14 protein-coding genes are annotated in these 14,245 nt (G+C 45.4%); 4 read left to right on the plus strand and 10 right to left on the minus strand.

The features are described 5' to 3' along the window. Positions 1–14 precede the first annotated feature (14 nt). A complete protein-coding gene (gene leuC, locus MHH89_RS11950) occupies positions 15–1,439 on the minus strand; it encodes a 3-isopropylmalate dehydratase large subunit (RefSeq protein ID WP_341087202.1) in 1,425 nt (474 codons plus the stop codon). A gap of 617 nt (positions 1,440–2,056) precedes the next feature. Here leuC and MHH89_RS11955 point away from each other — a divergent pair. Beyond that, the gene (locus MHH89_RS11955) at positions 2,057–2,968 is read left to right on the plus strand and encodes a LysR family transcriptional regulator (protein WP_076101451.1); all 912 of its coding nucleotides are present in this window, start codon (positions 2,057–2,059) and stop codon (positions 2,966–2,968) included. Between the two features lie 85 nt (positions 2,969–3,053). Here the strand turns inward: MHH89_RS11955 and MHH89_RS11960 are convergent, their stop codons facing one another. Continuing rightward, positions 3,054–3,251 (minus strand): hypothetical protein, encoded by a 198-nt coding sequence (locus tag MHH89_RS11960; protein WP_076192175.1) that lies wholly within the window; start codon positions 3,249–3,251, stop codon positions 3,054–3,056. A 432-nt stretch (positions 3,252–3,683) separates the two neighbouring features. Between MHH89_RS11960 and proB the strand changes: the two genes are divergently transcribed. From proB to proC, 3 genes are read left to right on the plus strand one after another with little or no spacing between them, the layout of a single operon-like run. Further along, complete coding sequence (proB, locus tag MHH89_RS11965) at positions 3,684–4,787, plus strand: glutamate 5-kinase (protein WP_312150969.1); 1,104 nt, start codon at positions 3,684–3,686, stop codon at positions 4,785–4,787. 36 nt (positions 4,788–4,823) lie between these two features. Further along, complete coding sequence (locus MHH89_RS11970) at positions 4,824–6,071, plus strand: glutamate-5-semialdehyde dehydrogenase (protein WP_076127561.1); 1,248 nt, start codon at positions 4,824–4,826, stop codon at positions 6,069–6,071. Between the two features lie 49 nt (positions 6,072–6,120). After that, positions 6,121–6,990, plus strand: coding sequence for a pyrroline-5-carboxylate reductase (gene proC, locus MHH89_RS11975; protein ID WP_076134661.1), 870 nt, complete (start codon positions 6,121–6,123; stop codon positions 6,988–6,990). 51 nt (positions 6,991–7,041) lie between these two features. Here the strand turns inward: proC and MHH89_RS11980 are convergent, their stop codons facing one another. The 8 genes from MHH89_RS11980 to MHH89_RS12015 all read right to left on the minus strand — a co-directional run bounded on the left by MHH89_RS11980 (position 7,042) and on the right by MHH89_RS12015 (position 14,235). Further along, positions 7,042–7,767: a hypothetical protein gene (locus MHH89_RS11980; protein ID WP_081387077.1), complete on the minus strand. Its 726-nt coding sequence runs from the start codon at positions 7,765–7,767 to the stop codon at positions 7,042–7,044. Further along, positions 7,764–8,870 (minus strand): hypothetical protein, encoded by a 1,107-nt coding sequence (locus MHH89_RS11985; RefSeq protein WP_076127557.1) that lies wholly within the window; start codon positions 8,868–8,870, stop codon positions 7,764–7,766. The genes MHH89_RS11980 and MHH89_RS11985 overlap by 4 nt, the downstream gene beginning before the upstream one ends. 15 nt (positions 8,871–8,885) lie before the next feature. Then, positions 8,886–9,383, minus strand: a complete 498-nt coding sequence (locus MHH89_RS11990) for a hypothetical protein (RefSeq protein ID WP_139330026.1) — start codon at positions 9,381–9,383, stop codon at positions 8,886–8,888. Beyond that, a complete protein-coding gene (locus tag MHH89_RS11995) occupies positions 9,374–9,982 on the minus strand; it encodes an RNA polymerase sigma factor (protein WP_341088808.1) in 609 nt (202 codons plus the stop codon). Before MHH89_RS11995 ends, MHH89_RS11990 begins: the two co-directional genes overlap by 10 nt. 71 nt (positions 9,983–10,053) lie before the next feature. Beyond that, complete coding sequence (locus tag MHH89_RS12000; RefSeq protein WP_076278331.1) at positions 10,054–10,806, minus strand: DnaD domain-containing protein; 753 nt, start codon at positions 10,804–10,806, stop codon at positions 10,054–10,056. A 31-nt stretch (positions 10,807–10,837) separates the two neighbouring features. Beyond that, complete coding sequence (asnS, locus tag MHH89_RS12005; protein WP_036676308.1) at positions 10,838–12,136, minus strand: asparagine--tRNA ligase; 1,299 nt, start codon at positions 12,134–12,136, stop codon at positions 10,838–10,840. 21 nt (positions 12,137–12,157) lie between these two features. Then, on the minus strand, positions 12,158–13,366 hold the full coding sequence (locus MHH89_RS12010; protein WP_036676305.1) for an acetate/propionate family kinase: 1,209 nt from the start codon (positions 13,364–13,366) through the stop codon (positions 12,158–12,160). Then, positions 13,363–14,235 carry a 3-hydroxyacyl-CoA dehydrogenase family protein gene (locus MHH89_RS12015; RefSeq protein WP_036676304.1) on the minus strand — a complete coding sequence of 291 codons (873 nt, stop codon included), beginning with the start codon at positions 14,233–14,235 and terminating at the stop codon, positions 13,363–13,365. The genes MHH89_RS12010 and MHH89_RS12015 overlap by 4 nt, the downstream gene beginning before the upstream one ends. Positions 14,236–14,245: the final 10 nt, after the last annotated feature.

Raw genomic sequence — 14,245 nt, forward strand, 5'->3', positions numbered from 1 at the left:
TGTTCTCTCTAGTTCTATGAGCTGACGGCTTCCGTCTTATAATTCCAATCACGTACATCAGTGAAACGACCTTTGATCGCAGCTGCGGCTGCCATAGCTGGAGATACAAGATGTGTACGTCCTCCGCGTCCTTGGCGTCCTTCAAAGTTACGGTTCGAGGTAGATGCACAGCGTTGTCCAGGCTGCAGAACATCCGGGTTCATGGCCAAGCACATGCTGCATCCCGCTTCACGCCATTCAAAGCCAGCGTCAGTAAAGACTTTATCAAGTCCTTCTTTCTCAGCCTGCATCTTAACACGGCCCGAGCCTGGAACAACAATGGCAGTAACCTTTTCAGACACCTTATGACCTTTAGCTACCACTGCTGCAGCTCTCAAATCTTCGATCCGTCCGTTAGTGCAGGAACCGATAAATACATAATCGATCGGAATTTCAGAAATAGGTGTTCCAGGAGTCAAATCCATATATTCAAGCGCCTTTTCAGCAGCTTTACGTTCATTTTCAGTGGTGAAGTCCGCCGGATTCGGTACACTGGAGTTGATGTCAGTTCCCATGCCCGGGCTAGTCCCCCAGGTCACTTGTGGAATCAATGTTTCCACATCAAATTCAACAACCGTATCGTACTGGGCGCCCTCGTCACTTACAAGACTCTTCCATGCTTCTACAGCATCATCATAAGCCTCGCCTTGCGGTACGTATTGACGTCCACGCAGATAATTAAAAGTAGTTTCATCAGGGGCAATCAAGCCAGCTCTTGCTCCGCCTTCGATCGACATATTGCAGACAGTCATACGTTCTTCCATCGACAATTCACGAATAGCTTCGCCTGTATACTCAATTACATAACCTGTGGCAAAATCAGTACCGTATTTAGCAATAACACCCAGGATCATATCTTTTGCTGTTACGCCAGGGTTGCGTTTGCCTGTAAAGCGTACTTCCATAGTCTTAGCTTTGGATTGCTGCAAACATTGGGTAGCCATTACATGTTCAACTTCACTAGTTCCGATACCGAATGCCAGCGCGCCGAATGCACCATGCGTGGAGGTATGGCTGTCGCCGCAAACGATAGTTTTTCCAGGATGTGTCAAGCCGATTTCAGGACCCATTACGTGTACAACGCCTTGATCAATATCGTTCAGATCGAACAGTCTTACACCAAAATCAGCACAGTTCTTAGAAAGGGTATCAATTTGTTGCTTAGAGATTGGATCTTTAATGTTAAAACGATCTTTAGTTGGTACGTTATGATCCATCGTTGCGAAGGTCAGCTCAGGACGGCGAACCTTCCGGTTGCTGAGGCGAAGCCCTTCAAAAGCCTGCGGAGAAGTAACTTCATGAACCAAATGCAGATCAATATAAATAATGCTAGGTTTGCCTTCCTCTTGATGAATAACGTGATTCTCCCAAATCTTCTCAAACATTGTCTTGTTGCTCATAATTTCACCTCATTAATAGAATCGTTCATTGGAAGAGAGCGTGGAGTCTCTCTTGAATGAACTAATAATAACACCCCTGTCTTTATAATTCCAAGATATGATATCTATAAAAGTGATAGTCTGAACCTATAAGCTGAGTTAGGGTGTGTTGAGGCGCAATATGTAGGTGCGATGCACAACCGGAATGTATAGGAGCGAGGCGCAAGCTGGATGTGTAGGAGCGTTTAGTTGTATTTTGTACAGCTATATTCCTGTGAATCATTCGTTAATGAATATAACTGTATTTTGTGCAGCTATTTTCTTGAATTATCGCTCTATAGCTGGGAACTCTGGTTTTTAGTTGTATAGAATACACTTAAAACCAAAATGATCCCTTTTGCATACGAAATAGCTGCACAGAATGCAGTTATCTCATAGATACTCTCAAGATCCGGCGCAATAAATATATTGTGAGAGGATATCGGATACTTCGATCAGTGCAGTAGGGATAATTCTTGAAAACAGGCCCGGCAAATTCTGGGGAGCGAAGAAGTGAATGCTCCTTCGGGTTGCCTATACAAAACTATAATCCAATAGGATATACTTATAAGTAAATCATTTCCCTAAGGAGTCCATATATGGAACTGAGACAACTGCAGTATGTGCTGCAAATCGCAGCCGAAAAAAACTTCTCACGTGCAGCGGACAAGCTGCATATTGCCCAGCCCTCGCTCAGCCAGCAGCTTTCCAAACTGGAAAAAGAGCTCGGCGTAATGCTTTTTCAGCGTAATACCAGCTCAGTTGAGCTGACCTACGCAGGTTCTAAATTCGTTGAACAAGCCCAGATTATCATTGACGCAGTGGAGCTGCTGCGACAAGAGATGTCCGACATATCAGAACTGCGCACTGGACGTGTAGTTGTGGGCAGTATGCCGATTACAGGTGCACATCTTCTGCCGCATGTGCTTCCAGTTTTCAAACAAAATTATCCTGAGGTAGAAATTACGCTGCTAGAAGACTCGTCGATGAACCTAGAGAAGCTCACGGCAAGTGGCCAGACCGATTTAAGCCTGCTCTCCTTACCCCTCGAAATTCCAGCTTTAGCTTATGAAGAGCTTGGAGAGGAAAGAATTGATCTTGCAGTCCCTCCTGAACATCCGCTCGCTAAACGAATCTTAGATGGAACACGGACCTCACTTGAAGAGCTTAAGGACGAACCTTTTATCGTACTTAAGGAAGGTCAGGGCTTCCGCAAAATGACTGTGGAGCTGTGCCGGAAAGCCGGATTCGAGCCACGAATCGTTTTCGAGAGCAATAATATGGAAACCGTTCAATCCCTAGTGGCAACAGGCATGGGCGTGACTCTTGTTCCTCGTTTTATCGCTCGTGCACCGCGAAGTGAATTTGTTCCAGTCTACTTACCGCTCGCTGATCCAGTGCCTAGTCGTACGCTAGTTGTAGCATATCGACGCGGACGATATTTATCCAAGGCCGCAAAGGCTTTTGTAGAAACATTCAAATCAACCGTGTCTGAATTAACGGAAGAATAGAATATATACAAATAAAGTGCCCCAGTAACCATTCGCGTGGTTGCCGGGGCACTTTTTCAGGTAAACCTCTTTTAACAGTACTAGATTATTTACGCAAATTACGCTGTGTAATCAGGCGGTTCTGATCATCCGACACACGTGCTTTACTTGAATCAGTCAATCCCTTATCAACTGGAGCCCCGGTGTGCTCTTCCACAAATTCACGAGTCACACTATTCTGAAGCTCTGCTACTTCGTTTGAATCTTGATTCTGTCCCTGCTCGGCATTGTTGTCTTTAGTCAATTTAATCCACCTCCTGATAACAGATTATAAGTTCTTTACCCCTTCTCTTTGAGGTTAAACATAATATATGGAGCTTTCTGCATGAAGAAATATATCCTACGTTTTCCCTTTGCAATGCAACCAGCTCCATGGTATTCTATTGAAAATAAGTGAAACGTGCAGACGGGACCAGTAAGAATGAGTCTAACCGCGCCTAGAGAGTAGATTCCGACAGGCTGAAAGAATTTACCGCGGTTTTCGTTCCGAATCCTACCCCCGAGCGGCCTGTGTCTAACAGGACGGATCCTCCCGTTATGAGAATGAAGTCGGATGATCCCTCATCAATGAAGGTGGTACCGCGGAAGTTTATAAGCTTTCGTCCTTTGCTAAGTCTAAGGATGGGGGCTTTTTGTTGTTTTCAGGACTTAATAAACGAAGAGGATGTGGACAGAAATGACGACGCGAATCGTGGTCAAAATAGGCAGCAGCTCGCTGACCGGACCCGAGGGCGGTTTGAATCGTGAAGCAGTCTCCTTTTTTGCCTCAGAGATTGCCGAGTTGAAGAAAAACGGCTGTGAGGTGTTGTTAGTAACCTCTGGTGCGGTAGCCGCCGGCTTCCGCAGTATCGGTTATCCAGCACGTCCGAAGCTGCTGCATGAGAAGCAGGCCGCTGCGGCTGTGGGTCAGGTACTGCTGATGCAGGCTTATCAGGAAGCTTTTGCCCGGCATGGAATTACTACCGCGCAAATATTGCTGACTCGCACCGATTTCTGCAGCCGCAGAGCCATGAATAACGCTATGATGACTGTAGAAGAGCTACTTCGCCAAGGAGCGGTGCCCGTATTTAACGAGAATGACACTGTCTCCGTAGATGAACTGAAATTTGGCGATAATGATACCCTCTCTGCGCTCGTAGCCAACCTGTTAAAAGCCTCTAGACTGCTTGTCTTAACCGACATGGATGGTTTATACAGTGGAGATCCCCGCAACCATCCGGATGCTGTCCGTTATCAGTTCGTAGATGACATTACACCAGAGATATATGCTATTGCTGGTGGAGCTGGCTCTAGTGTTGGAACAGGCGGTATGCGATCCAAAATCGATGCGGCCAAAATTGCTACTCGGGGTGGTGTTCCTGTCTTTGTCGGAAGAGCCACCGAACCTGGTGATTTACAGCTTGCTGCAATGGGAGAAGGCAGGGGCACTTATTTTGCAACGAAGCTATCCTCTCTTACCGTCAAAAAACAATGGCTAGGCTTTATGTCTACCCCTCTCGGCTCCCTATACGTGGACGAAGGGGCTGTAGAAGCTTTGCTACATGGCGGACACAGCCTGTTGCCTGTAGGCGTCAAACAGACAGAAGGTAGTTTTCACGCAGGAGATGTTGTAGAAGTCCTTGGACCCGACTCCAAATTGCTTGGACGTGGGATTGTAAATTACGATGATGCTCAGCTGCGCAGCATTCAAGGTCTGCCAAGCCGTGAAATTGTACCGAAGCTGGGAGAAGTACACCGGCTTGAGGTCATTCACCGTGACGAATGGATTACACTGAGATAAACATTTTTTTCAATTCAAATATAGGGAGGAAACGTCATGAGTGAAGTTATTAATAAGAGTAAATTAGCCAAGGAGACAACAGGAGTTCTAGCAAGCTTAACAACTGGCCAGAAGAATGAAGCACTGCTGGTCATGGCCGATGCACTTCGCCGCGAAGCTCCCGCCATTATCACCGCCAATGCGGAGGATTTGGAACGAGGAAGACTTAATGGAACTCCGGAATCCATGCTCGACCGGCTGGCATTAGATGTTGACCGGATTAACAGCATTGCCGAAGGCCTGCAACAAATCGCTGTATTACCGGACCCTATCGGTGACACGCTAGAAAGCATTGAACGTCCTAACGGCCTCAACATCCAGAAGCTGCGTGTTCCGATTGGTGTGATCGGCATCATCTACGAAGCACGTCCCAATGTTACTGTTGATGCTGCGGGTCTATGTCTCAAAACCGGCAACGCTGTTGTGCTGCGCGGGGGCTCCTCTGCCCTGTCCTCCAACCGTAAAATTGTCGAGGTTCTGCACAATGCTCTTGCTGAAACCTCAATGCCGCCTAACGCGCTTCAGCTGATTGAAGACCCAAATCGTTCTTCAGTAGATGAAATGCTAAAGCTGAACGGACTTTTAGATGTGATTATCCCGCGCGGAGGCAGCTCTCTTATTCAAAATGTAGTCCTTAACGCAACCGTTCCCGTAATTGAAACTGGAGCAGGCATCTGCCATACTTATCTCGACGCAACTGCCTTGCCAGAAATGGCACAGAACATTAGTTTAAATGCCAAAGCTCAGCGCCCTTCGGTATGTAACTCTATGGAAACACTACTCGTTCATCAGGATTACGCGAGCAAATATCTGTTATCCTTAGCCGAAGCATTCCGTGAGGTTCATGTAGAACTTCGTGGCTGTCAACAAACCATCTCTCTTGTCCCATGGGTATTACCTGCAACCGTAGAAGACTACGCTACAGAATACAATGATTATATCCTTAATATTAGAATCGTCAGTGATTTGGAAGAAGCTATGCAGCATATCGCCCAGTATGGCACGAAACATTCGGAATGTATCGTAACAGAAGATCAGGAGAACTCCACACGCTTTTTACAAGAAGTGGATGCTGCCGCTGTTTATCACAATGCCTCAACCCGCTTCACGGATGGCTTTGAATTTGGATTCGGTGCAGAGATTGGTATTAGTACCCAGAAACTCCACGCTCGTGGCCCGATGGGTCTGCCTGCACTAACTTCAACCAAATATAAGATCTACGGAACGGGACAAATTCGGGGTTAGTATACACGTTTAAGTATTCTATCACACAACTTTTAGGAGGATTTTAGCCATGTGTCAGCAACCTTCAGTTCCACTCATGAATCATAATATTGTTTTTTATGGCGCAGGCTCCATGGCAGAAGCCATCGTTCGCGGGATGATTAGCCGCAATATCGTGAAGTCCGATAATGTCATCATGCTCAATCGCAGCAGCAGTGAACGTCTGGCAGAATTAAAAAGCCGTTATGGTGTAATAGGCACAAATGATCCCGAACAAAAAATAGAATACCTACGTAACGCACCAGTAATAGTACTGGCAATGAAACCTAAAGATGCTGCAGAATCCTTACGCGGACTAGGCCCGCTTCTTTCTCCGGATCAGATTGTAGTTTCTGTCATTGCAGGTCTATCTATTCGAACCATGCAAGGTCTACTTGGCAAAGCACAGCCTATTGTTCGCACAATGCCTAACACCTCCAGTTCCATCGGTCTGGGTGCCACTGGTCTAGCCTTCTCCAAAGAAGTAGACGAAAGAGGCCGTCGCCTTGCTCTTAATATCTTTGAGGCTGTCGGGCTTACAACAGTCATTGATGAGGAACGTATGGAAACCTTGACCGGAATTTCAGGCAGCGGGCCTGCGTATATCTATTACATGATGGAAGCCATGATCGCCGCTGGTATCCGTGGTGGGCTGCCACTTGATCAAAGCACCGAATTAACTGTTCAAACTGTGCTGGGAGCTGCCCGAATGGTACAACAGACGGGAGAAGAACCCGCAGCACTTCGTAAGAAGGTTACTTCCCCTAATGGATCAACACAAGCAGCTATAGAAGTGCTTGAACGAGGGGAATTCTTTGAAACTGTGATTGCAGCCGTTAACCGATGTGCCGAGCGCTCACGTGAAATGGGTGCTGCCCTAGAGAAAGAGCTTCGTTCTTAACCAAAAAAAGATCGCAACCCATCCCCTCATCGGGTGGGAAGCGATCTTTTTTTACCTTGTTACAACATTTCCATAATTATCTCTTACGATTACCTTTAGATTTACAGGAGCCGCAACGGTCACGTTCAACGCATTCCTGGAGTTATCGAATACTAGATGTCTAGGTATGTCTCCTAAAATGACGTAAAATGTGTCTCCGACTTGTTTAGTTTGCAACAGCCGCTTCTCTTGCTCTTGCTTGAGTTGCCCTTCTGCCGTGGAATAACTCCCAAATACATTCAACTCATTCCCAGCCGTTCGATCAACCATAATTCCATAAGGTTCGGCAGCCTGGATTATAAGTGTACCTACACCCTGTGGAACATTCCCCTTCCATTCCGGCAAGGAATAATTCTCCTCTGTAGATGAGATCACATGTCTAAGTTCCTGTGTTAATCCTAAAGAGCTGACTCCTGCGAATACTAAACAGCACACTGCCAGAAATCCGACGAACAGAACACTTAGCACATCATAGTACATTTTCCCTTTACCACGGAACCATAAGGTGTAAATTACAATTTCTAAACCAAGTAAGATAAAAATGAGCGGCCACCAAGCAAGCGTTGTCTCGAACACATCCGCTCCTTTCCACTGCGAGACCATTATTAATGCCCCGAGAAATAAAAGGCTCAGTCCCATCGACAACGTACCTACACGCCAACTTCTAGACTTCCCTACGTTCACTGGAAACTCGCTAGTTACCATGACTCCCGGCTCTACTTCTATTGGATTATTCAAGATTGACCCCCCGCCCCTTTTCTACCTTTATTATTTTTACTTCCAGTCATCAGCTTCACCCCACCACCAATCAATAACACGGAGACGACAATGGTCTTAAAATATTCATTTACGCGATATTCCAGCCGCCATTCTGGAAATCTGATATCAATGGCAGGAACTGCGACATTCACAACAATAAAGTATAATCCGAGACACATCAGGACTGCTCCGAGCCAGCCTTGATGATTTAAGAAACCTTCGATAACCGGCTTATCCTGCAAAGGTTCACGTCCATATCGGCTAACTAACTGTAAGCCATCGAATAAGCTATAGAACCAAATGACCGGGATAAGGAAAAAGAGCAATGTTAACCGCAATAGATCCATGACATAAATACTTCCTAAGAAAAGAAGCATGAGCTGGAGCCCTCTTTTTTGCAGTCCCAGATACATCTGTCCAGCGCCAGGAAATGCGGATAGTAATGTCGCTAATACTTTGCTGCGTCGTCCTTCCTCACGTCCAGCCTCCATCTCTTCGAATAATGTGCGGTCAACAAGCATTTCACCTGCTTGTTTACGATGGATCAACTGAACTGCATCAAACATGCAATACAGCCAAATTACTGGCAATACTCCAAACAGCAGCAAAAATGCATCACTCGAAGTAATTCCAGCCAAGAATAACATAACGGTCATGAATCCGAAAAAAGAAATCAGAAAGGATAGTCCACGCTGCATCAGCCCCATATGAAAATGACCCAATCCAGGAATGAAAGACAATAAGATGACATGCACACGTTCATTATCCTCCGTCTTTACGGGCATAGTAGAACTAAAATCCAGCATTGATCCATCAGGCGCTACAATTGGAGTGGGCATTTGCAGTAATTTAATCACCAGATGAATCATCGAAAGAATCCATAGAAGTAAGAATCCGATCACGCCCAATGCCAGAATCCCCTCATCCCCTTCAGCCATAGCGATTAAGAATGACATAAATAACACACCAAAGCTTAGCAAAAAATAAACAATCCCTTGTGGTCGTCTTCCCATATAATAATGACCTGCTCCAGGAATCATATTAAGAAAAAGACCCTTAATTTTATTACGCTGCTGTTGCATTGTTCATTTCTCCTCTCATTTCTGTCTTCCGTCCATAATCCGGCTCAACCATCCGCTGGTGGCTTGCATGAATTGTTCGCTATAAGATGGCGAATTATCTTTCTTAGGGACAATAAGCTCCATTTCACCCGTGAGTAACTTATCAAACATCCCGGAAGACATAATCAACAGCGTTAACGAAGCAGCAACGGCATAATGAAAGATTGTTTTATCATACCAGCGATAACGCCGTGATCCTTCTTCTTGCCCCGCTACTTCTTCTATGACTACTGAAGATCTCACCGTAGCCACCCAATCTCCCATAACTCTCTCTGTAAAAGCAGACGAATTCTCCAATGAAGGCAGATCCTCCTTTAGCTCATCCAGCATCTCCATGTATGAAACAAATGTGTCTTCATCCTTGAGCAGCATTAGTTCCCATTCTTCTCGCTCTAAACTATTTTCTTGCCCTTCAAGATAAGCTTTTGCCTGCTCGCGGCGAATTAGGTTTTCTCCACTCTTCATCATAGCCATTCGTCCTCCTTCCAATGTTTTCGCATCCATTGTCTCGCCCTATATAGTCTGGACTCCACCGTCTTCAGAGTAATTTCATTTTCAGCAGCAATTTGCTCATATTTTTTATTTTCCAGATAATAAGCCACCATAATTTCCCGATGACCCTCCGGTAAATTGTTGATCTCACCCGACAGACGATTCATCCGGTCACGACGGACAACAGTGGCTAGTACATCCTCCTCATTAGAAGGTCTCTGGCTCAGCACAAGCTCATAGTCACCAGGTAACTCTCGTAGCCGATCACGTTTACGTTTGGCATCAATAGCCTTATTTAAGGCGATCCGCGTAATCCATGATTTTAAGCCTTGATAACGGTAGTCAGGGAGAGATTTATACATCTGAAGAAAAGCTTCCTGAGCAGCGTCTTCAGCCCCTTTGACTTCACGTAATACAGAATAGGTGATTTTGTATATGTGCTGACTGTATGTATTTACAAACTGGCGAAACGCATCTTCGTCTCCTTGGCAAATTCGCTTGATTAATAGCTCTTCCTCAATGACTCTCCCCTCCTTCCCACAGCAATAGACGCTGAGATCTTCGCCTACCCCTGCACTTATCTAAAAAAATAAAAAAAGAACCGTACAGACTCTAGCAATAGCTAAAGCAATACGGTTCTCTCCTAAACGATCTATCTTCCACCATTGCGGAATTTTTGTGTATACGTCTTAACATCCTGAGCGTTCTTGACCCGGTTACGGGCCCATTCCAGCAATATCCGGTCGATATAACGAAAATGAACCTTCCCCGCAAATACGGATTCCTTGAGTGCTAACAGAATCAGCTCCTCAGGATATCGGTCTTGATCCACCCAGCTGGAAATCGTCTCACATTCCATTGGAGACAGCGGGCGCCCGAATTCCTTCTCGAAAATACTGAATAGATTCCGGCTCTCCTCTTTATCTCCAAGTGAAGAAGGAGATATGGGGGGAGTTCCGAATCCTCCACCTGACGCAGCAACCCGGGGAGCTGATGTTGCATATGCCCCTTTGTCCTTATCTTGCTCATTTTCTTGTACAGCTGTCGCAAGATAAGCACCTAGCTTTCCATATAGCCCTGAGAAATTGTAGCGTTCATAATGGATATCTCTTAGCTCATCGTTGTCTCCATCGATGCTAATGAAACCTTCCTTCATGAGCTTCTGCAATTCTCCGGCGAGAACGGAAATGCTACGACCAGTTACGACCTGAAGCTCCTCTAGAGAAGGGAACTCAATCCCTTCCACTTGCCTGAAGGAGAGCAGATGAATCAGCAGCATCGCTTCACTTCCGCTTAAATTCAGCTTCCGGTAATACTTCAGTAAAGCGTAAGGTATGACGGCCATTCCGTTCTCCAGACCGAAGGAGACGCCTTCGCTCCAGGTACTCCATGTCTTGCCGTCCATGTGCTTCCCCCTTTGTTCAAATCCTAAGAACTTATGGGTAGAGGCGGTACAGTGTACGTGGGAATGGAATAGTCTCACGTACATGGTCAAGACCACAGATCCAAGCTACAGTACGCTCAAGCCCAAGTCCAAAACCGGAGTGAGGTACAGATCCGTAAGTACGCAGATCCATGTACCATTTATAAGAATCCATCGAAAGATTGTGCTCTTTATAACGCTCTTCAAGCAGCGCAGGATCATCGATCCGCTGTGAACCCCCAATAATCTCTCCATAACCTTCAGGAGCGATCATATCAGCACACAGTACGACTTCAGGACGATTTGGATCCGGCTTCATGTAGAACGCTTTGAATGAAGCAGGATAATGAGTAATAAATACAGGTTTATCGTATGCTTCAGCGATTGCTGTTTCATGAGGTGCACCGAAATCATCACCCCAAGCAATATCTTCAAAGCCTTTATCATTCAAGAACTTGATCGCATCGTCATAAGTAATGCGTGGGAATGGTGCTTTGATATTCTCCAGCTTGGAAATATCGCGGCCTACCGCTTCCAACTCCGCACGGCAATTCTTCAATACGGATTGCACTACGAAGCTAATAAATTCTTCCTGAACCTTCAAGCTTTCCTCATGATCTGTGAAGGCCATTTCCGGCTCGATCATCCAGAACTCGATCAAGTGGCGACGAGTTTTTGATTTCTCCGCACGGAAGGTTGGTCCAAAGGAATATACACGGCCCAGTGCCATAGCTGCAGCTTCCATGTATAACTGTCCGCTTTGGGTCAGGTAAGCATCCTCATCGAAGTATTTCGTGTGGAACAAGTTAGTAGTTCCCTCTGCTGACGTTGGCGTCAGAATCGGAGGATCCACCTTTGTAAATCCGCTCTCGTTGAAGAACTGTTGGATTGCCCGGATAATCTCCGCACGAATAACCAGAACAGCCCGCTGCTTCGAGGCACGGAGCCAGAGGTGACGGTGATCCATCAAGAAATCAACGCCATGCTCTTTCGGAGTAATTGGATAATTCTCTGTAAGGTGCAGAACTTCAATTCCGGTAACAGTCATTTCAAAACCGGATTGACTGCGAGGCTCCTCACGAATAATACCGGTCACATACAATGAGCTTTCCTGTGTGAGGCTCTTAGCTGCATCCCATACCTCTTCAGGCACTTCTGATTTCACTACAACTCCCTGAATATAACCTGTACCATCGCGAAGCTGCAGGAACTGAATTTTACCACTGGAGCGCTTGTTGTTTACCCAACAACCGATAACAACACTTTCTCCAACATGTTCATTCACGTTCTTGATTACACTCTTGTTAGCCATGCCTTCAATCTCTCCTCTAATTTAGCCGTTAATTCCTTGCACAATACGGTTTGTATCACGTGCGATGACAAGCTCTTCGTTAGTCGGAACTACAAGCACCTGCACTTTGGAATCTACCGTAGAGATACGACGCGGGTCGCCGGAGCGAACTTTATTAGCTTCAACATCCAACTCAATACCCAGGAACGTAAGGTTATTTAGCAGTTTCTCACGTAGCAATGAAGCATTTTCACCAACACCAGCAGTGAATACGATAGCATCTACACCGTTCATAGCAGCCGCATAAGAACCGATATACTTGCGCAAGCGGTACTCATACATTTCAAAAGCTAGCGTGGAATTAGGCTCACCTTTTTCCATACCCTCAATAATATCACGCATATCACTGCTTACGCCCGAAATAGCTAGGAGTCCACTATGTTTGTTCAACATGGAGTTAACTTCGCCTACGGACAATTCTTCCTTGTTCATCACGTAAGGAACAATTGCTGGATCAAGATCACCACTGCGAGTCCCCATCATCAAACCTTCCAGAGGAGTCATACCCATCGAAGTATCCACAGACACTCCATCTTGAACTGCAGTTACACTACCTCCGTTACCGATATGACAAGTAATGATCTTCAGATCTTCCAACGGACGCTCCAAGTACTCCGCAGCAGCTTTGCTTACGAAGTCGTGTGATGTACCGTGTGCGCCATAACGACGAACTTTATATTTATTGTACAGTACTCTAGGAATCGCGTACATATAAGCTTTTTCAGGCATTGTTTGGTGGAATGCAGTATCGAATACAACAACCTGCGGTACACCCGGCATATTTACTTCAGAAGCCGTAATCCCCATCATTGCTGCTGGGTTATGCAGGGGTGCAAGGTCAAACAATTGACGAATTTTAGTCTTGGCATCAGCGTCCACAAGTGCGGAAGCTTTGAAGAATTCACCACCATGTACTACACGGTGACCCACAGCATTGATTTCTTTAATGGATTCAATAACGCCATGCTCTTTATCCGTTAGGCAAGCTAGAACTTTACGAATCGCTGTGTTATGCTCCAAAATTTCACTTACTTCTGTTACTTCAGCTTTACCAGTAGGTTTATGGTTCAGAATGGAGGAATCCATCCCGATACGTTCCACCAAACCTTTAGCCAAAACGGATTCATCAGCCATATTGTACAATTGATATTTTAAAGAAGAACTACCGGAGTTAATTACTAGAATATTCATATACGGTCACCATCCTTGTCGTACTGGAAGAAGCCTTCGCCTGATTTCATACCCAATTGTCCTGCACGCACCATCTTCTTAAGGATCGTGGAAGGACGATATTTCAGCTCACCATATTCACGGAACATATTTTCGAGTGCAGCAAGAACCGAATCCAGACCAAATCTGTCAGCCATTTCAAGCGGTCCATATTGGAATTGATAACCAATACGCATAGCATCGTCAATATCCTGTGCGGAGGCAACGCCCTCTTGCAGTACATGCATAGCTTCGTTGATAAACAAGCAAATGAGGCGTGATGTTACAAATCCTGGGGATTCATAAATCATTACACCTTTTTTCTCAACAATTTCATCAACAAAGGATTTTGTATCTTCAAAAGTAGCATCTGAAGTTTTCAGACCGCGTACAATTTCAACAAGATCCACTTTAGCTACAGGGTATATGAAATGCATTCCGATCACGCGTTCCGGATACATTGTAGAACTTGCAAGTTCAGTCAAGCTAAGTGTTGACGTATTGCTGGCAAGAATAATGTGGTTTGGACATACTTGATCCAGTTGATTCAATATTTTTTTCTTTTCTTCTAAATCCTCAACGATTGTTTCGATAACCATGTCACAAGAGCTCAGCTCTGCGAAATGTGTCACTTTTTGAATGCGGCTAAGAATCAGCTTCTTCTCAGCTTGAGTGATCGCCCATTTCTCCAGTTGCTTATCTAGACTTGTCTCGATCATTTCGTAGGAGTAGTCCAGTTTCTCAGGGGTTTTCTCCACCAGCAATACATCCAGGCCCTTGGCTGCCAGCATTTCGGCAATCCCTTGTCCCATTGTGCCACCGCCGATGACACCAATTTTCTTGAAATTCATAAAAAAGTCT

Origin of the sequence: Paenibacillus sp. FSL H7-0323 (assembly GCF_038002725.1) — a bacterium.
Taxonomy (GTDB): Bacteria; Bacillota; Bacilli; order Paenibacillales; family Paenibacillaceae; genus Paenibacillus_AQ; species Paenibacillus_AQ odorifer.